At 65.9% G+C, this 17,629-nt stretch carries 18 protein-coding genes; 7 read left to right on the top strand and 11 right to left on the bottom strand.

Annotated elements, in window-relative coordinates:
* Positions 1–8: 8 nt before the first annotated feature.
* Both MRBLSP13_RS21910 and argH read right to left on the bottom strand, forming a co-directional pair.
* Positions 9–275, bottom strand: coding sequence for a hypothetical protein (locus MRBLSP13_RS21910; RefSeq protein ID WP_133653645.1), 267 nt, complete (start codon positions 273–275; stop codon positions 9–11).
* Positions 272–1,651, bottom strand: a complete 1,380-nt coding sequence (gene argH / locus MRBLSP13_RS21905; RefSeq protein ID WP_363756610.1) for an argininosuccinate lyase — start codon at positions 1,649–1,651, stop codon at positions 272–274. Before argH ends, MRBLSP13_RS21910 begins: the two co-directional genes overlap by 4 nt.
* Positions 1,652–1,709: 58 nt before the next feature.
* Between argH and MRBLSP13_RS21900 the strand changes: the two genes are divergently transcribed.
* Complete coding sequence (locus MRBLSP13_RS21900) at positions 1,710–2,294, top strand: TlpA family protein disulfide reductase (RefSeq protein WP_363756608.1); 585 nt, start codon at positions 1,710–1,712, stop codon at positions 2,292–2,294.
* Between the two features lie 235 nt (positions 2,295–2,529).
* Positions 2,530–5,136 (top strand): TonB-dependent receptor plug domain-containing protein, encoded by a 2,607-nt coding sequence (locus tag MRBLSP13_RS21895; protein WP_363756606.1) that lies wholly within the window; start codon positions 2,530–2,532, stop codon positions 5,134–5,136.
* Between the two features lie 83 nt (positions 5,137–5,219).
* Here the strand turns inward: MRBLSP13_RS21895 and MRBLSP13_RS21890 are convergent, their stop codons facing one another.
* The 9 genes from MRBLSP13_RS21890 to MRBLSP13_RS21850 all read right to left on the bottom strand — a co-directional run bounded on the left by MRBLSP13_RS21890 (position 5,220) and on the right by MRBLSP13_RS21850 (position 11,566).
* On the bottom strand, positions 5,220–5,615 hold the full coding sequence (locus MRBLSP13_RS21890; RefSeq protein ID WP_363739092.1) for a hypothetical protein: 396 nt from the start codon (positions 5,613–5,615) through the stop codon (positions 5,220–5,222).
* 95 nt (positions 5,616–5,710) lie between these two features.
* Entirely contained in the window at positions 5,711–6,295 is a 585-nt protein-coding gene (locus MRBLSP13_RS21885) for a hypothetical protein (protein WP_363739090.1), read from the bottom strand.
* A gap of 8 nt (positions 6,296–6,303) precedes the next feature.
* A complete protein-coding gene (locus tag MRBLSP13_RS21880) occupies positions 6,304–6,855 on the bottom strand; it encodes a demethoxyubiquinone hydroxylase family protein (protein WP_363739088.1) in 552 nt (183 codons plus the stop codon).
* Positions 6,852–7,337, bottom strand: coding sequence for a disulfide bond formation protein B (locus MRBLSP13_RS21875; RefSeq protein ID WP_363739087.1), 486 nt, complete (start codon positions 7,335–7,337; stop codon positions 6,852–6,854). Before MRBLSP13_RS21875 ends, MRBLSP13_RS21880 begins: the two co-directional genes overlap by 4 nt.
* Positions 7,338–7,471: 134 nt before the next feature.
* On the bottom strand, positions 7,472–8,821 hold the full coding sequence (locus MRBLSP13_RS21870; protein WP_363739085.1) for a S41 family peptidase: 1,350 nt from the start codon (positions 8,819–8,821) through the stop codon (positions 7,472–7,474).
* A 78-nt stretch (positions 8,822–8,899) separates the two neighbouring features.
* Positions 8,900–9,889, bottom strand: coding sequence for a nucleotidyltransferase domain-containing protein (locus MRBLSP13_RS21865; protein WP_363739083.1), 990 nt, complete (start codon positions 9,887–9,889; stop codon positions 8,900–8,902).
* Positions 9,886–10,749 carry an HprK-related kinase A gene (locus MRBLSP13_RS21860; RefSeq protein ID WP_363739081.1) on the bottom strand — a complete coding sequence of 288 codons (864 nt, stop codon included), beginning with the start codon at positions 10,747–10,749 and terminating at the stop codon, positions 9,886–9,888. The genes MRBLSP13_RS21865 and MRBLSP13_RS21860 overlap by 4 nt, the downstream gene beginning before the upstream one ends.
* Complete coding sequence (locus MRBLSP13_RS21855) at positions 10,746–11,027, bottom strand: HPr-rel-A system PqqD family peptide chaperone (protein WP_363739079.1); 282 nt, start codon at positions 11,025–11,027, stop codon at positions 10,746–10,748. Before MRBLSP13_RS21855 ends, MRBLSP13_RS21860 begins: the two co-directional genes overlap by 4 nt.
* Before the next feature lie 122 nt (positions 11,028–11,149).
* Positions 11,150–11,566 carry a hypothetical protein gene (locus tag MRBLSP13_RS21850; protein WP_133653633.1) on the bottom strand — a complete coding sequence of 139 codons (417 nt, stop codon included), beginning with the start codon at positions 11,564–11,566 and terminating at the stop codon, positions 11,150–11,152.
* 98 nt (positions 11,567–11,664) lie between these two features.
* On the opposite strand from MRBLSP13_RS21850, the gene MRBLSP13_RS21845 reads away from it, so the two are divergent.
* From MRBLSP13_RS21845 to pstB, 5 genes are all read left to right on the top strand, one after another.
* Positions 11,665–12,921, top strand: a complete 1,257-nt coding sequence (locus MRBLSP13_RS21845) for an ATP-binding protein (protein WP_363756695.1) — start codon at positions 11,665–11,667, stop codon at positions 12,919–12,921.
* A gap of 151 nt (positions 12,922–13,072) precedes the next feature.
* The gene (locus MRBLSP13_RS21840) at positions 13,073–14,128 is read left to right on the top strand and encodes a substrate-binding domain-containing protein (protein WP_363756604.1); all 1,056 of its coding nucleotides are present in this window, start codon (positions 13,073–13,075) and stop codon (positions 14,126–14,128) included.
* A 10-nt stretch (positions 14,129–14,138) separates the two neighbouring features.
* Positions 14,139–15,533, top strand: coding sequence for a phosphate ABC transporter permease subunit PstC (gene pstC, locus MRBLSP13_RS21835; RefSeq protein ID WP_363756602.1), 1,395 nt, complete (start codon positions 14,139–14,141; stop codon positions 15,531–15,533).
* Positions 15,533–16,777 (top strand): phosphate ABC transporter permease PstA, encoded by a 1,245-nt coding sequence (pstA, locus tag MRBLSP13_RS21830; RefSeq protein WP_363756600.1) that lies wholly within the window; start codon positions 15,533–15,535, stop codon positions 16,775–16,777. Before pstC ends, pstA begins: the two co-directional genes overlap by 1 nt.
* 74 nt (positions 16,778–16,851) lie before the next feature.
* Positions 16,852–17,613, top strand: a complete 762-nt coding sequence (gene pstB, locus MRBLSP13_RS21825) for a phosphate ABC transporter ATP-binding protein PstB (RefSeq protein WP_363739069.1) — start codon at positions 16,852–16,854, stop codon at positions 17,611–17,613.
* Positions 17,614–17,629 lie beyond the last annotated feature (16 nt).

Below are 17,629 nucleotides of genomic sequence, written 5' to 3'. Positions count from 1 at the left end.
GCCCAACGCTATTGCAGTTCGCTTTCGGGCGGCAGGTCGAATTTATCGTCGTCGCGTTCCTTCGACTGGGTCAGCAGTTCGACGTTGCGTTCCGGCCGCGCCTGAATGGAGGGCGCAGTAAGCTGCGCCGCCGTGGGCGCCGTCGCCGCGCCGACCGGCACGGCGGGCAGGCGCTGGCCCTGGATGGGCTTGAGCGGCTGGCGACCGCCGCAGGACGCCAGGACCAGCGCCACGCTGGCCAGGGCCATTCCCGCGGCAATTCGTGCGACCGTCATTGTTTCTGCCCTTTCGCGTTCTGCCGGGCCTGCGCGATCCGCGCGCGCACCTGGTCGGGCGCGGTGCCGCCATGGCTCCTGCGGCTGGCGACCGAGGCATCGACCGTCAGCACCGCATAGATACGCTCATCGATGCGCGCATCAATGGCCTTGAGCGTATCGATGGGCAGGTCGGCAAGCTGCACGCCCGCCGCTTCCGCCGCGGCGACGGCGCGGCCGGTGATATGATGCGCCTCGCGGAAGGGAATGTCGCCTTCGCGCACCAGCCAGTCGGCAAGGTCGGTCGCCGTGGCGAAGCCGCTTTCTGCCAGTCCGCGCATCCGGTCGGTGCGGAAGGTCACCGTCTCGATCATCCCGGTCATCGCGGCGATCGAAAGGCCCAGCAGGTCATGCGCCTCGAACACCGGCGGCTTGTCGTCCTGCATGTCCTTCGAATAAGCGAGCGGCAGGCCCTTCATCGTCACGCAGAGCGCGTTCATGCAGCCCATGATCCGCCCGGAATGGCCGCGCACCAGCTCGGCAGCGTCGGGATTGCGCTTCTGCGGCATGATCGAACTGCCGGTCGAATAGGCATCGGGCAGCTTCACGAAGCCGAAGGGCTGGCTTGCCCAGATGATGAACTCCTCCGCCAGGCGGGAGAGGTGCAGGCTGCACTGCGTCGCCGCCATCAGGTAATCGAGCGCGAAGTCCCGGTCCGACACGCTGTCGAGGCTGTTGTCGGTCGGCTTGGCGAAACCCAGCGCCGCCGCCGTCGCGTGGCGATCGATCGGAAAGCCCGTTCCCGCCAGCGCCGCCGCGCCCAGCGGGCATTCGTTGAGCCGCACCCGTGCATCGGCGAAGCGGCTGCGGTCGCGGCGAACCATCTCATGATAGGCCATCAGGTGATGACCCAGCGTCACCGGCTGGGCGGATTGCAGGTGGGTGAAGCCGGGCATCACCGCATCGGCATGCTCCTCCGCGCGGGCGAGCAGCATGTCGGACAGGCCCTGCAGCCCCATCTCGACCTCATCGATGGCGTCCCGCACCCAGAGGCGGAAGTCGGTCGCCACCTGGTCGTTGCGCGAGCGCGCCGTGTGCAGCCGTCCCGCCGCCGGACCGATCAGTTCGGCAAGGCGCGACTCCGTCACCATGTGGATGTCTTCCAGGTCCAGGTCGACCGGCACGCCGTCGGCTTCATATTCCGCGGCGATGCGGTTCAGCCCCTCGGTGATCGCCTGCGCGTCCTCGCCATCGACGATGCCCTGCTTGGCCAGCATCGCGACATGCGCCTTCGATCCGGCGATGTCCTGCTTCCACAGGCGCTTGTCGAACGGGATCGAGGCATTTATCTCCCGCATGACCGAAGCCGGACCGGCCGCGAAGCGTCCGCCCCACATGCTGTTGGAGCTTTTTCCCGTGCGATCTTCCCCGTCCCGATCTTCCTTGCGCTGCGTAATGACACTGCTCCTGCTGGCTGGCCTTGGCGCGTGCGATAAGCAATCGCCGCCCGCCGGGCAAGGCCCGAACGCCAGCGAGGAGGCGACGGGACCGGGACAAAGCGGCGCTCCGGGCAAGGGAAGCGCGTTCAGCTATACGATCGACCGATCAAAGGCCGGAACCCCCGCACCCGATTTCACCTTCCAGAACCCGGACGGCAGCGACGCCGCGCTCAAGGATTTCGCGGGCAAGCCGATGCTGGTCAACCTGTGGGCCACATGGTGCGCGCCCTGCGTGGCGGAAATGCCGACTTTGGACGCGGTCGCGGCGGAATATGGCAAAAAGGGGCTGGCCGTCCTCACCATCTCCCAGGACAGCCAGGGAGAGACGGTGATCAAGCCCTTCTTCGAAAAACATCCCCTGCCGCATCTGAAGGGCTGGATCGACCCGGAAAACCAGTTCGGCTTTCATTACAATACCGGCATGCTGCCCACCACCGTCATCTATGATGCGCAGGGCAAGGAAATGGCGCGTGTCGTTGGCGCCATGGATTGGAACAGCAAGGAAGGGCGCGCGCTGATCGACGCGGCCATGGCAAGCTGACGCAGGACGCTCCTTCCCCTGCCCGCGCCGCCCGCCTCCTGCAAAATGCGGCTGATCCCACGCACCTTGGCGAACTTTCATTCCGCTCCGCAGCATGGAATTTTGCCGCCACTTCCCTTCAGAAATGAAGCAGAAACGTTTCTTCCCTTATAATTTTTGTGCAGCGCAATAGCGGTTTCCCCGACACAGTCCGTTGAACCCCCTGTCATGAACAAGTGCAAACAGGGGGCATTAGATGACAGGAATATCCGCTCTTCGCCTTTCATTGGTGCTGGCCTCGTCATGGTCGGCCTGCGCGATGGCGCAGGAGGCACAGACAGCGCAGGCCGATGAAGGCGCCGCCATCATAGTGACCGGCACGCGCGCCGTGGGCATGCAGGCCGCCGAAAGCGCCGCGCCGATCCAGGTGCTGAGCGAGGAAGCGATCAGCCATGTCGGCCAGCCCAACCTCAACCAGGTGCTGACCCAGATCGTGCCGAGCTTCACCGCCCAGACGCAGGGCACCGACCTTTCCAGCTTCTCGCTGTCTGCCCGGCTGCGCGGCCTCAGCCCCAACCACACGCTGGTGCTGGTCAACGGCAAGCGCCGCCACGGCAACGGCATCCTCCAGGTGATCTCCGGCGCGTTCCAGGGTTCGGCCGCGCCCAGCATCGACCTGATCCCGCCGGACGCCATCGCCCGCGTCGAGGTGTTCCAGGAAGGCGCGGCGGCCGTCTACGGCACGGACGCGATCGCCGGCGTCATCAACTTCATCCTCAAGGACAACAACGAAGGCGGCAGCTTCAAGGTAACCGGCGGCCAATATTATGACAGCGAGGGCGAGTTGTTCTCCGTTTCCGGCAATATGGGTTTCAAGCTGGGCGAAGACGGCTTCTTCAACCTCAGCCTGTTCCACCGCCGCCAGGATTACACCACCGTCGGCACCGGACAGGTGCAGATCACCCGGCCGGACGGCACGCTGCAATCCAACACGCCCGCCCAATGGTCGAACCTGGCGGGCGACGCGCTGTCGGGGATCAACGGCGGCCAGCCCAAGACCTATCTGACCGAAGCCTTCTACAATATGGGCTATGATTTCGGCGGCGTCGAACTCTACAGCTTCGGCGATTATGCCCGCCGCATCGGCTATGCAAAGCAGGGCTATCGTCATCCCAAGCGCATCTGCTACGAAACCGGCAATCTGGGCGGTGGCATCACGCCCGCGGCCTATGATCCCAGCATCTGCTATGGCGATACCGGCATCTGGGGCATGGTCCCGCTTCAGCATGTGATCGAGGACGAATACAGCTTCACCGTGGGCGCCAAGGGCGAGGTGTCGGGCTGGAACTATGACCTCAGCACCACCTATGGCCACCAGAAGGACGACATCTGGACCGAAGCGTCCGCCCATCGCGAAGTCTGGCAGGAAAGCTATGCCGCATCGCTACAGGGCATCGGCAAGCCGAACACGGTAGACAAGGCCTATGACGGCGGCTTCCGCCTGAGTCAGACCACCGTCACCGCCGACATCCGCAAGGAATATGAGGTCGGGCTGGCCAGCCCCCTCACCTTCGCCTTCGGCGGCGAATATCGCCGGGACACCTATGAGATCGTAGCGGGCGACTATTATTCGACCTACAGGACCGGCGTTCAGTCCTTCCCCGGCTACAAGGCGACCGACGCGGGCAAGTTCCACCGCAGTTCGAAGGCCGGCTATATCAACCTGATCGCGGAGCCGGTCGAACATTGGTCCGTCGACCTTGCCGGCCGTTACGAGGATTATACCGACTTCGGCAACACCACCATCGGCAAGATCACCACGCGCTACGACTTCAGCCCCGCCTTCGCGCTGCGCGGCACCGTCAGCACCGGTTTCCGCGCCCCGACGCTGGCGGAGCAGAAATATTCGACGATCAACGTCGGCCCGACCAGCGCCGTCGCGCAGCTTCCCGCCGGCACGCCCGCCGCGGCGCTGCTGGGCTTCAACGCGCTGAAGCCTGAAAAATCGAAGAACTTCTCGGCAGGCGTCGTGCTGCGGCCGGTGCCCAAGCTCGCCATTACGGTCGACGGCTACATCATCAAGATCAAGGATCGCATCACCGGCACGGCGGCGCGCAACGCCGTCCTGAACGGCGTTGCCCAGCCGGGCGGCGCCGATATCCTGAACGCCCTGAACGCGGCGGGCATCGTCCTCGACAGCGCGCTGTTCACCAGCGGCACGATCGGCGTGTCCAGCTTCACCAACGGCATCGATACCCGCACCTGGGGCATCGACTTCTCCGCCGCCTACCCCGTCGCGCTGGACTTCGGCACGCTGAACCTGTCGCTGACGGCGAACTACAACAAGACGAAGATCACCAACAACAAGGTCGGCTATCCGATCTTCAACGCGGCGTCGGAAAGCAATATCGAACGCTCCAACCCGGACTACAAGATCGTGGCCGGCGCCTTGTTCAAGAGCGGGAAATTCTCGCTCAACCTGCGTGAAACCTTCTACGGCAAGACCAGCGTGCTCGTCCGCCCGGCCTTGTTCATTCCCAGCGGCGGGTTCCTGATCGCGGACGGCGCCATCGTGAACGGGGTCAACGCCAATCAGCTCTACTTCAACGGCGTGGTCAAGGCGACGGCGCTCACCGACCTGGAGGCGAGCTACGACTTCACCGACGCCGTCACTTTCTCGGTCGGCGCGAACAACCTGTTCAACAAGCGGCCAGAGGTGCCCGCGATGATGCAGGGCGTCACGCCGGGTGCGGGCGTTTCGCCCTTCATCAACGGTGCCGGCGCCTATAACGCCTATTTTGGACATGGTCCCTATGGCACGTCGGGCGGCTATTATTACGCGCGGCTCGACTTCAAGTTCTGAAGCGTCACGAAGGGAAGGGCCGGTCTCGAAAGGACCGGCCCTTTTATGCCGTGGGAAACTTTATGCCGGCGGAAACCGGGGTCTCAGGGTTCGCCCTTCGATTCCTGCATCCGCCGTTCGGCAAACCATTGTTCCAGCATCTTGGCGGTGCAGCCTGTAAAGCCGTTGCTGCCGATGGCGGAGCAACTGCCCGGCAGGGTCTGCCGCTGCACCTCCTCCATCGTGGCGACCTGGCTGCCCCAGCCCGGTCCGCCCGCCGGCTCCGGCTTTTCGCGCAGCTTCTTGGGAATGCGGTATCGTTCGGCTTCCGGCTTGCGAGCGCAGACGATGATCTCGTCGCCCTCGCCCTTGGGACAGGGATCATCGCCATAGACGACCAGGTTGAAGATCTTTTGCGGCGGCTCGGCACGGGCCGCGCCCCCGAAAGTCAGCGGAACCAGCGCGACGGCGGCCAGGGAAAGGGCGGGGAAGAGACGCATCGATCCATATTCCTTCTTCGTCCCCTGTCCCGCCGTCCGGATTGCCCGGTTGCCGACGGCCTTATTTTCAAGACGCCGGCGACCGGCCCTTGCCGTCACTGCTGCGGCGGCGTTCCCTGTTGCGCGCCTGCCGCCCCGCCTTGCTGCTGTTGCTGGGCAGCCTGCGTCCTTTCCTCGGCAACGGCCCGCGCCTCGATCGCCTTGCTGTCCGCGTCGATGGTGGAGAGGCGCCGGGCGCGTTCCGCCGCGACCAGATCCTTCCAGCCTGCGCTGTCCGCCGCCTGCCGTTCCGCCTTGGCAAGCCGCGCCAGTTGCGCGAAGCAGCCCGTGGCGCCGCCGCCGCCCACCGGCGAGCAGCTTTCGGTGCCGCTGCGGCCGACATATTCCATCGATCTCACCCGCTCGCCCCAGGCCTGGTGGCTCGGCTGGTTGGGGTCGCCGCGCAACGGCTCGGGAATGCGGTAGCGCTCTTCCTCGCCCTTGCGGGCGCAGACGACGATGTCGCTGCCCTGGCTTTGCGGGCAGGGGTCATCGCCATAGACGATGACCAGATTGACGCGTTCCGACCCGGTTTGCGCGGCAGGCGCCTCCTCCTTCGGCAAAGTCGGCCCCTGCTGTGCCAGCACGGGGGAGGCGGCGCCCAGCAAAAGCATGGCGGCGATCAGGCTGGTCTTCATCATGCTTCTCCTCAGATGCGCTTCGAAAGGGCGATGGCAGCGCGACAGCCCAGTCTGATGGCGCCGGACAACAAGGGGTAGGCCGGGGCCTGCTCCGCGCCATGGGCGATGGCGGCATCGCGATGCTCGACCTCCTCCGCCTGGAAATCCGCGATGGCAGTGGAGAGTTCCGGATCGTCCTGCCCCAATTGCTCGAGCTGTTCGGCATAATGGCGGTCGATCTCCGTCTCGATCGCCGCGGTGCAGGCCATGGCGGCGCGCGGCCCGATGGCGGCCGTTACCGCGCCCAGCGCGAAGCCCGCCACATTCCAGATCGGCTGGAGCGCCGTCGGCCGCCCACCCCGGCGCGCGATCATCGCGTCGAAATGCTTGCGGTGCCGTTCCTCCTGCGCGGCCATGCCGGCGATCAGGCGGGAATCGGGATGCCGGTCGCCCATGACGGCCAGTTGCCCGGCATAGATGCGCGTCGCGCCAAATTCCCCCGCCTGGTCGACGCGCAGCATGGAGGCGCGCTCCGCATCGGTCACGCGGCGACCGGGGCGTGGAAAGTCCTTTGCGCTCATGCCTTGCTCCCTTTCCCAAGCAGCAATGCCAAGATGAGGAGCGCCGCCGCCCCCGACAAGAGGCCGTTATAGCCCGCCATCGAAATGCCGAACAGGCTCCAGGCCGCCACATCGCATCGGGTGATCGGCGTCGCCATGATCTGGTTGAGGATATCCGCGGGATTGCCGGCAGTCGGGCTGGTCGAACAGGCGGTAAGGCCCTGCCACCAGCCATATTCCACTCCGGCATGGAACAGGCCGATGCCGCCGCTTATGCCGATGGCAAGGCCGGCGAGGCCAGTGAACAGCGCGCTGAAGCAAGCCCGGCCGCGCAGCGCATAGGCGATCAGCGCCAGCGGAATCGCGGCGAAATGGGCGTAACGCTGCCACCAGCACATCTCGCAGGGGTGCAGGCCGCCAAGGAACTGAAAGGCGTAGGCGCCGCCCAGCATGGCCAGGGGAAAGATCAGCGCCAGCGCGCGGGCAAGGGGCAGTGATTTCATATCGCCCGCTTAAACCGTCTCGCGCCTTTCGTCATGCTGAACTTGTGGCGGGGAACCTGTGAGGTGAAGCGGCGTGACGCATCGGCCTCATCCGACCTGCTCCTGCAAAGGCAGGAGCAGGTCGGTTTTCGCTATCAGCGCGTCGCCGGCTTGCGGGCAGGCGCTGCCTGGGCGACGGCCGCCCCCGGCTTTGCCGCCAGCCGTGCCAGCGTCTTCAGCGCATAGTCGAGCTGGAAATCGTCGATCCCCTTCTTCTTCAACTCCTCGGCCGTGGCGGCGAAGCGCGGATCCTCCTTGCCGTCCTCCTCCAGCGCCGCATTGTCGGTCTTGATCTCGTTGATCAGATGGCGGCGCAGGTCGCTTTCGCGGAATTTCGGCCGGTTCTTGTAATCGGGATCGCTCAGCTGCGGCACCTTGACGTCCGGCTCGATCCCGCCTTCCTGCACGGAACGGCCGGATGGCGTGTAATAGCGTGCGGTGGTGAGCTTGAGCGCGGTGGTGCTGCTGAGCGGCAGCATGGTCTGGACGCTGCCCTTGCCGAAGCTGCGCTCGCCCATCACCAGCGCGCGATGCTGGTCCTGAAGGGCGCCCGCGACGATTTCCGATGCGGAGGCGGAGCCCGCGTCCACCAGCACGATCACCGGCAGCCCCTTCGCATCGTCGCCCGGCTTGGCATAATAGCGCTCGACATCGCCCTTGTTGCGGCCGCGCTGCGACACGATCTCGCCCCGTTCCAGGAAGGTGTCGCTGACCGACACCGCTTCGTCCAGCAGCCCGCCCGGATTGGAGCGCAGGTCAAGGATATAGCCGGTGGGCCTATGGCCCAGGCTCTTGTCGATGCTGCGGATCGCCTGGCGAACGTCGGCGCCTGTATTGGCCGAGAAGCTGACGATGTTGATGACGCCGATGCCGTTCTTCACTTCCCATTTCACGGGCTTCAGCTGGATGATCTCACGCGTCAGGGTAAGGTCGATCGGCTTGTCGCGGCCGGGGCGGACGATGGTCAGCTTGATCTGCGTGCCCGGCGCGCCGCGCATCTTGTCGACCGCCTCGTCCAGCGTGCCGCCATAGATGAGCTGCCCGTCGAGATGGGTGATATAGTCGCCCGCCTTGATCCCCGCGCGCCAGGCCGGGGTATCCTGCGTCGGCGCGATCACCTTGACCGCGCCGTCCTCCTGCGTGACGGAAAGGCCAAGGCCGCCATAGCTGCCCTCCGTCTGGGTCTTCAGATTCTGGAAATCGCGCGCGTCGAGGAAACTGGAATGCGGGTCCAGGCTGGCAAGCATGCCGTCGATCGCGCCCTTGATCAGCTTTTCATCGTCGACCTTCTCGACATAATCGCTGCGGACCTTCTGGAACACGTCCATGAACTCGTCGAGCGCCTTGTAGCTGCTTGCCTCCCCATCGGCGAGCGCCGCGGTGGTGGCAGGGATGAGCGCGAGCGCGCCAAGGGCGACGGCGCCCCGGAAGAAATTGGATTTCATGCGTGTCCTGAGTCCTGGCATCGAAGCGGCAGTATAGGGCATTTCCTCGCGGACGCAAAAATCTTGCGCATGCCCATGCTAAGCCGGCCGATGCCCCTTGCGCCATTTGGTGAACAGGTGCCGCGCCAGCATCGCGGGCGGCATCCTGAGCCAGTGGGACCGCAGATAGAAGGCGAAACGCAGCAGCTTTCGCCTTTCCCGGCCCCACCCGTCGCGCGCCAGCAGCCGGGCCATGACGATCCGGTCCCAGAACGTGAGCCGCGCCCCTTCGCCATAGAGCGCCATGGCCATGCGCCGCGCCTGCCGCACATGGGGCAGCAGGCCATGCCGCGCCGCCCGCGCCTCCAGCGCCGCTTCGTCGGCGCCGTCGAGCAGGCAATATATGTCCCAGAGGTTGCGAAGTCCCCCGGCCAGGTCGCCATCGGCCAACAGATGCGCCGCCGCGTGACAGACCCGGTCCTCGGCGGACAGAATGGATAACTCGTTGGTAATGGAAACCGCCTGCGCGATCATCGCCGCCGCGTCGGGCGTCGGCCGCGCCGTCAGGGGCAGGACGGTATGATGCACGTCGATCATCCGGTCCCGCGCCGCATGGATCATCGGCGGCAGTTCATGCATCCATTGCCGGTAATAGGCATCGTCATAGGGGTCGTCCTTGACCCATTCCCATCCCGCGCCGATCAGCGCCTGCTCCACCCGATCCATGGCGTCGCGCGGCACCAATATGTCGAGATCGCCGATGAAGCGCCCCTGCCCGGCGCGCAGCCCAGCCGCCGCATAGGCCGTACCCTTGAGCAGCACGACGGGCACCTCCAGTCCTGCGAGGGCCTCCGCCGCGCGATCCGCCTCCCACAATGCCTGCCGGCCCTCGCGCTCCGCATCCAGCCGGGCGTCCGCCAATATGGCGCGCACCGCCGGGGGCACGGGCCGATCGCCGATCCGCAGGGCAAGCGTGCCGATCAGCCGCTCTGCCCTGGCCATGGCGACCAGGGCGTTCCACCCGGCCGCATCCAGCGCCGTCACCCCGTCAGGGTCGCGCAAGGCCCGCGCCAGCAGCCGGGCGCTCATGCCAGTTCCTCCCAAAGCCGCTCGACCAGGGCGATGGCCTCTTCGCCCGACGGAAAGTCGATGGCGCGCGCGGGGACATTGCGGACGAAACCACTCAATGCCGCGAAACCCGGCTCGCCCAGGGCGACATAGTTGGTCGATGCCTGGGTCAGCCGCATGAAGACCTCCCCCTGGCCGACCGACCGCATATCCGCTTCATGGCCAAAGCGCGGGAACAGCAGCATGGCAGGCTGCGCCCCCTCCCCCATGCGCTCGATCGCGTCGCGGCGAGGAACGAGGTGGCGGATATCCCCCTTGGCCGTTCCGGCCAGCATGGGACCCATCCGCTCCGGCGGCGCTTCCGCCGCGAGGACATCGATCGCGCGGTTCTTGAGCGAGACGAGGCGCGGAAAGGGAAGGATCGCCCCCGTTTCCAGGTCGAGCAGCGCGAATTCGTCGCCCATCAGCCGCCAGCCGCGTTCACCCAGTTGCGCGGCCAGGGTCGATTTGCCCGAGCCGGACTCCCCGGTCATCACCAGTGCCCGCCCGTCCTTTTCCACGCTGGAGGCATGGAGCAGCAGGTGCCGCCGCCATCCCAGCGCCATTTGCAGGTTCATCCCCATTTCCGCCGCCAGCAGCCCATGGCCAAGGCTCATCGGCGCCGCGTCGGCCAGCCCATGGTCGCCGGTGATGAAGATGGAGGGACGGACCCAGCGCCGGAACGGACCCGCCGGTTCCAGCCGCACCGTGAAATCGGCGATCGCATCGGCGGGCCGGGGATAGTCGGCGTAGAGCCGCGCCAACGCGTCCACCGGCTGGCGCCAGGCCGATCCGATCCGGAAGGTCGCCGGGCCGATCTTCAGGGTCAGGCCATGGTTCACGCGATCCGGACCAGTCCGAGCAAGGCCAGCTCCGCCAGATGCATCTCGACCAGCGTCAGCGCCTCTTCCGCCGGGCCCAGATCATAGTGGCGGGCGAGCTGGCCCAGCACCTCCCCCGCCGTCAACGCCGCGCCATCGTCCAGCGTCGCCAATATCTCCGGCACCGGGCTGATCACCATATGCGTCTGGCCCGACGGCCGGTGGTAGAACAGCACCATATCCTCCAGCGCGCAGGATAGGATGGCGTCCGGGCTGTCCTGGCAATAGCGGGCTGGCATGGTCGCGAAACTTGGCCTTCGATGGGAATGGTCACGCCATGCTTACGGCAAAGGCGTAGCCAAGTAGCTAACGCGACACGCTGTTTTACGTGACGCCCGCCATCCCATGCGACCAGATCCCGTCAGCGGGGCATTTGCAGCGATGCGTAGCAGGTGAAGCCGCTCGTCCCCGACTGGAGGCGGCGGATATAGTTCAGATAGGCCTGATTCTGGTCATAGCTGGTGCCCGGCAACCGGCCGCCGCGAAGCGCCTGGCGGACCTGCTCCCCGCTGAAGTTCTTGCCGGCGGGGAAGGCGCCCTGCGTGCCCGCCGGCACCAGTTGGCCGTTGGGCGCGATATAATTGCCGGCCCTGCCCTGGTCGGGAACGGGTATCGTGCAGTTGAGCACCGATGCGGCCGTGTTCGCCAGCGCCGGCCGGATCGATATGATCGCGGAAGCCGCGACCGCCCCGCCCATCAGCAACTGGCGTCGCGACGGCACGGCAAGGCCGTCGTCCTGCGACTCGGCGTCCTTCTGGGGGGGCAACGGCTCGCTCATGTCATCCTGATCCGCTATCGCGCTTGCCAAACTGTAAAAATTGCCGGCTACTGCGACCGTCTTTGCAGCAAATGCGTCAAATTTCCAGCATGGTAACCATGAATCGCCTGACCGCTTCCCAGATCACCGCCTCGCTGGCCGTTCTGCTGCTCGGCACGGGCGGCGCCTTGATGATGGGCGCGGGGCCGATCGACATCCTCCTGCCCGTGCTGGCGGCCCTGCTGGTGCTCGTGATCTGCGCGGCCGGGCCCGGCCGGGCCGAACCCGCCATCTCGCCTGTCCAGGCGGAGATGCCCGACATCATCGCCCATCCCGATGCGCGCGGCCTGCTGGAAGGCATAGCCGATCCGCTGATGCTGATCGAACGGGGCCGCATCGTCGCTGCCAATCGCGCGGCGCAGCGGCTACTGGGCGCGCATATCGAGGGGGAAGACGCCCGCATCGCCATCCGCCATCCCGCCGCCGCCGAACGGCTCGCCAGCCAGGCGCCGCTGGCCGAGCCGGTGATGATCGAGCTGGTCGGCCTGGGCACGCGCGAGCAGCGCTGGCAGATGCGGATTGCCCCGGTGGGGGAGGATGACAATGTCCGGCGGCTCGTCCATCTGGCCGACCATAGCGGCACCCATGCAGCGGAGAAGATGCGCGTCGATTTCGTCGCCAATGCGAGCCACGAACTGCGCACGCCTCTCGCGGGCATATTGGGCTTCATAGAGACGCTGGGCGATCCCGATCTCGGCAAGGACGACGAAACGCGGCAGCGCTTCCTCAAGATCATGGACGGGGAGGCGCGACGCATGCAGCGGCTGATCGACGATCTCATCTCCCTCTCCCGCATCGAGGCGGAGAAATATCGCCTGCCCGACGGCGCGGTCGACCTGTCCGGCTTGGTGGCGGAGGTGGTGGGCGTGTTCCGCACCAGCCATGGGCCGCGCGGGCGGGAGGTGGAGATGGAGATCGCACCCGACCTGCCCGACGCGCAGGGCGACCGGGCGCAGCTCTCGCAACTGCTCCACAATCTGATCGGCAATTCGATCAAATATGGGCGCGCGGGCTCCCCGATCCGGGTGTCGCTGTCGGACGGGCCGAACGGCCTGTTGCGGCTGACCGTCGCGGACGAGGGCGAAGGCATCGGCCCCGATCACCTGCCGCGCCTCACCGAACGTTTCTATCGCGTCGATTCGGGGCGCAGCCGGGCGGTGGGCGGCACCGGCCTTGGCCTTGCCATCGTCAAGCATATCGTGGAGCGGCATCGCGGCCGGCTCGACATAACGAGCGTGCTGGGCAAGGGCACCACCATCTCCATCCTGCTGCCGCGCTTCGCCGTGGAGGAAAAGGCCCTCGCGGCAAAGGCCTGAAAAAAAAGACGGCGACAGCGCCCGCTTCCGCCGCCACTGTCATAAAAGTGCAATCGCTCTGTCACAAAGGCGCGATGTACCGCGGCTACGGCGCATGCCCAGAGGGGGGCGGCGAGAAGCGAATCGCGGCCTTTGACGAAGGAGATTACCCGTGAAGCATTTCGCCATGATGGCCGCGACCTCTGCGGTCGCACTCACTCTTTCCGGCTGCGGCCAGCAGTCCGGCGGCGCCGCCGGCGGCACCCGCGACCAGATCCGGGCGGTCGGTTCCTCCACCGTCTATCCCTTCGCCACCGCGATCGCGGAGATGTTCGTGCAGGGCAATCCCGGCATGAAGTCGCCGATCATCGAATCGACCGGCACCGGCGGCGGCATGAAGTTGTTCTGCGCGGGCGTCGGCGCCCAGCATCCGGACATTGCCGATGCCTCGCGCCGGATGAAGAAGAAGGAATTCGAGGACTGCCAGAAGAATGGCGTCAAGGACATCGTCGAGATCCAGGTCGGCGTAGACGGTCTCGCCTTTGCCGAATCGAAGAACGGCCCGGGCTTCAAGCTGACGCCCAAGATCGTCTATGAGGCGCTGGCCGCCAACCCCTATGGCAAGGGTCCGAACAAGGCGCAGACCTGGAAGGATGTCGACCCCAGCCTGCCCGCCACGCCGATCAGCGTCTTCGGCCCGCCGTCCACCAGCGGCACCCGCGATTCGCTGGCCGAACTGATCCTGACCAAGGGCTGCGAAACCGACCCGGCGATGGAAGCGCTCAAGAAGAAGAGCGAGGACGAGTTCAAGGCCACCTGCACCCGCATCCGCGAGGACGGCAAATATGTGGACTCGGGAGAGAACGACAATCTGATCGTCCAGAAGCTGGCAGCCAACCCCAATGCGCTGGGCGTCTTCGGCTTCAGCTATCTGGAAGAGAATAAGGACAGCCTGAAGGACGTCAGCATCAACGGCGTCGAGGCGACCTATGAGACCGTGTCGACCGGCACCTATCCGGGCGCCCGTCCGCTCTTCATCTATGTGAAGAAGGCGCACATGACCGCGATCCCCGGCCTTCAGGCCTATCTCAACACCTTCGCGGCCAATTGGGACCCCAATGGCGCGCTGACCAAGCGCGGCATGGTCGCGGCGCCCGAAGACGTGCGCAAGGCGAGCGCCCAGGCCGTCAAGTCGCTGCCAGTGCTCGACGGTTCGCAGCTCAAATAAGACAGGTGATATGACAGGTCCTGCAATCCTTCTGCTGCTGGCTGGCCTGGGCGCCATCGCCTGGGTCAGCGCCCGCGCCCGGGCCATGCGGCTGCAAAATGTCGCGCGCGCTTCGGGGCGACGCGACGCCATGCACAGCCTGCCGGGCTATCACGGCTGGTATGTCGCGCTCTGGACGCTGGTGCCCGCCGGCCTGTTCCTGGCAGTCTGGGCAAATATCGCGCCCGGCCTGATCACCCAGGAGGTGCTGAGCAGCCCGGCGGCGCAGAGCCTGCCTGCCGACGATTTCTCGCGCTTCGCCATATTGGGCGAGGCGCGGGCGATCGCCACGGGGATGCAGGCGGGGGCGTTCAATCCGCTCTCGCAGGGCCTTGTCGAACCCTATGCGCAGGCCATCGGCAAATATGGCTTTGCGGGCGCCGCCCTGGCGCTGGTGCTGGCCTTTGCCGGCGGCGCCTATGCCTTCACCCGCGTCCGCCCCGATTTCCGGGCGCGCACGCGGGTCGAACGGCTGGTCATGGCAACCTTGCTGATCGCGTCGCTGCTGGCGATCATCACGACGCTGGGGATCGTGGCCTCCTTGCTGTGGGAAAGCTTCCGCTTCTTCACCATGGTCAGCCCCGTCGATTTCCTGTTCGGCGCCAAATGGAGCCCGCAATCGGCGGCGCTCGGCTATGGCAATGACGACGCCTTCGGCGCCGTGCCGCTCTTCTGGGGAACCATCTTCATCGGCGCGATCATCGCCATGGTCGTCGCGATCCCGCTCGGCCTGATGAGCGCCATCTATCTCACCCAATATGCCAGCCCGACGGTCCGCAAGTGGATGAAGCCCACGCTGGAGATGCTCGCGGGCGTGCCGACGGTGGTCTACGGCTATTTCGCCGCGCTCACCATCGCCCCTGCCCTGCGCGATTTCGCGGTGAAGATCGGCATCCACGGCGCCTCTTCGGAAAGCGCGCTGGCGGCCGGGCTGGTGATGGGCGTGATGATCATTCCCTTCGTCTCCTCCATGGCCGACGACAGCATCGCCGCCGTGCCGCAGTCGATGCGCGATGGCAGCCTGGCGATGGGCGCCACCACCAGCGAGACGATCCGCCGCGTGCTGATCCCCGCCGCCCTGCCCGGCGTGGTCGGCGGCGTGCTGCTGGCCGTCAGCCGCGCCATCGGCGAAACCATGATCGTGGTGATGGCGGCGGGCCTGGCCGCCAACCTCACCCTGAACCCCTTTGCCAGCGTGACGACGGTGACGACGCAGATCGTCCAGCTTCTGACCGGCGACCAGGAATTCGACAGTGCCAAGACGCTGGCGGCTTTCGCCCTGGGGCTGGTGCTGTTCATCGTGACGCTGCTGCTCAACATCGTGGCCCTGCGGGTCGTGAAGAAATATCGCGAGGCTTACGAATAATGACCGCAGAACGCCTCCCCACCGACTGGAAGTCGGACGCGATGCGCAGGCGGATCGCGCGGCGCTATGCGTCGGAACGCCGCTTCAAGGCGGCGGGCCTGCTCGCCGTCGCGCTCTCCGCCGCGTTCCTGGCCTTCCTGCTGTTCAACATGCTGGGCAATGGCCTGCGCGGCTTCACCCGGACGGAGATCGCGGTGAAGGTCGACTTCCCCGCATCCCCGCTGCTGCTCGATCCCAATGCCATCACCGACCAGGCGCTCGCCAATGCGAACCTGCCGATGGTGACGGGAGCGGTCGTGAAGAAGGCGCTGGGCGCGGATGCGGAGGAATGGGTTTCGCCCACCGCCTGGATCGTGCTGCGCGACGCAATCAAGGCCGATCCGAAGATCCTGTCGCAAACGGTGACGCTCAAGCTGCCCGCCGCCACCGCGATCGATCTCGCCGCCAAGAACAAGGGTTCGCCGGAGGCGGAGGCAGCGGTGGCGCGGCTCGACAAGGCGGGCCTGCTGACGACCGGCGTCAACTGGGGCTTCCTGACCGCGAGCGACGGCACCGATCCGACGCAGGTCGGCATCTGGGGGGCGTTCAAGGGATCGCTGCTGACCATGCTGGTGACCCTGGCCTTGAGCTTCCCGGTGGGCGTGGCGACGGCCGTCTATCTGGAGGAATATGCGCGCAAGAACTGGCTGACCGACATCATCGAAGTGTCGATCAACAATCTGGCCGCCGTCCCCTCCATCATCTTCGGCCTGCTGGGCCTGTCGATCTTCCTCAATTTCCTGCACCTGCCGCGCTCTGCGGCGCTCGTCGGCGGCATGACGCTGGCGCTGATGACCATGCCGGTCATCGTCATCGCGGGACGCAACGCCATCAAGTCGGTGCCGCCCAGCATCCGGGACGCCGCGCTCGGCATCGGCGCGTCGCGGGTGCAGGTGGTGTTCCACCATGTGCTGCCGCTCGCCCTGCCCGGCATCCTCACCGGCACCATCATCGGCATGGCCCGCGCTTTGGGCGAGACCGCGCCGCTGCTGATGATCGGCATGCGCGCCTTCATCGCGACGCCGCCCGGCGGGATCACGGACCCCGCCACGGTGCTGCCGGTGCAGATCTTCCTCTGGTCGGACGAAGTCTCCAAGGGCTTTGTCGAAAAGACCTCCGCCGCCATCATCGTCCTGCTGGTCTTCCTGCTCGCGATGAACGGTATCGCCATCTACCTGCGCAACAAGTTCGAAAGGCGGTGGTGACCGCGATGACAGCCATGATGCATGAACAACAGTCGTCGGCCCCCGCCGCCGAAACCAGGATGCCAGGAACCAAAATGCCAGAAACCAAGATGACCGCGCGCGACGTCAAGGTCTTCTACGGCGAAAAGCAGGCGATCAAGGGCGTGTCGATCGACGTCGACATGGACAATGTCACGGCCTTCATCGGGCCGTCGGGCTGCGGCAAGTCGACCTTCCTGCGGACGCTGAACCGCATGAACGATACGGTCGCCTCGGCGCGGGTGGAGGGCACGATCACGCTGGACGGCGAGGATATCTACGCCCCCAGCATGGACGTGGTGCAACTGCGCGCCCGCGTCGGCATGGTGTTCCAGAAGCCCAATCCCTTCCCCAAGTCGATCTATGAGAATATCGCCTATGGCCCGCGCATCCATGGCCTGGCCCATGCGAAGGCGGACCTGGACGTGATCGTCGAGAAATCGCTGCGCCGCGCCGGCCTGTGGGACGAGGTGAAGGATCGCCTGCATGACAGCGGCACCGCGCTGTCGGGCGGGCAGCAGCAGCGTCTCTGCATCGGCCGCGCCATCGCCGTCGAACCGGAAGTCATCCTGATGGACGAGCCCTGCTCGGCGCTGGATCCCATCGCAACGGCGAAGATCGAGGAACTGATCCACGAATTGCGCGGCCGCTACGCCATCGTGATCGTGACGCACAACATGCAACAGGCCGCCCGCGTGTCGCAGCGGACCGCCTTTTTCCACCTGGGCGAACTGGTCGAATATGGCGTGACGTCGGACATATTCACCAATCCCCGCCAGGAACGGACAAAGGATTACATCACCGGGCGCTACGGCTGATCAGGCGGAAAGAGAA

Source organism: Sphingobium sp. LSP13-1-1.1 (genome assembly GCF_040676415.1).
Classification (GTDB): domain Bacteria; phylum Pseudomonadota; class Alphaproteobacteria; order Sphingomonadales; family Sphingomonadaceae; genus Sphingobium.
This window is presented reverse-complemented; position numbering and strand designations above follow the sequence as displayed.

Coding starts and splice junctions, on each gene's coding strand:
- MRBLSP13_RS21845 (WP_363756695.1), top strand. CDS start 11,665: ATGAATCGCCTGACCGCTTCCCAGATCACCGCCTCGCTGGCCGTTCTG.
- pstB (WP_363739069.1), top strand. CDS start 16,852: ATGCCAGAAACCAAGATGACCGCGCGCGACGTCAAGGTCTTCTACGGC.
- MRBLSP13_RS21855 (WP_363739079.1), bottom strand. CDS start 11,027: ATGCCAGCCCGCTATTGCCAGGACAGCCCGGACGCCATCCTATCCTGC.
- pstC (WP_363756602.1), top strand. CDS start 14,139: ATGACAGGTCCTGCAATCCTTCTGCTGCTGGCTGGCCTGGGCGCCATC.
- MRBLSP13_RS21870 (WP_363739085.1), bottom strand. CDS start 8,821: ATGAAATCCAATTTCTTCCGGGGCGCCGTCGCCCTTGGCGCGCTCGCG.
- MRBLSP13_RS21890 (WP_363739092.1), bottom strand. CDS start 5,615: ATGCGTCTCTTCCCCGCCCTTTCCCTGGCCGCCGTCGCGCTGGTTCCG.
- argH (WP_363756610.1), bottom strand. CDS start 1,651: ATGTGGGGCGGACGCTTCGCGGCCGGTCCGGCTTCGGTCATGCGGGAG.
- MRBLSP13_RS21875 (WP_363739087.1), bottom strand. CDS start 7,337: ATGAAATCACTGCCCCTTGCCCGCGCGCTGGCGCTGATCTTTCCCCTG.
- MRBLSP13_RS21850 (WP_133653633.1), bottom strand. CDS start 11,566: ATGAGCGAGCCGTTGCCCCCCCAGAAGGACGCCGAGTCGCAGGACGAC.
- MRBLSP13_RS21880 (WP_363739088.1), bottom strand. CDS start 6,855: ATGAGCGCAAAGGACTTTCCACGCCCCGGTCGCCGCGTGACCGATGCG.
- MRBLSP13_RS21895 (WP_363756606.1), top strand. CDS start 2,530: ATGACAGGAATATCCGCTCTTCGCCTTTCATTGGTGCTGGCCTCGTCA.
- pstA (WP_363756600.1), top strand. CDS start 15,533: ATGACCGCAGAACGCCTCCCCACCGACTGGAAGTCGGACGCGATGCGC.
- MRBLSP13_RS21900 (WP_363756608.1), top strand. CDS start 1,710: ATGACACTGCTCCTGCTGGCTGGCCTTGGCGCGTGCGATAAGCAATCG.
- MRBLSP13_RS21910 (WP_133653645.1), bottom strand. CDS start 275: ATGACGGTCGCACGAATTGCCGCGGGAATGGCCCTGGCCAGCGTGGCG.
- MRBLSP13_RS21865 (WP_363739083.1), bottom strand. CDS start 9,889: ATGAGCGCCCGGCTGCTGGCGCGGGCCTTGCGCGACCCTGACGGGGTG.
- MRBLSP13_RS21885 (WP_363739090.1), bottom strand. CDS start 6,295: ATGATGAAGACCAGCCTGATCGCCGCCATGCTTTTGCTGGGCGCCGCC.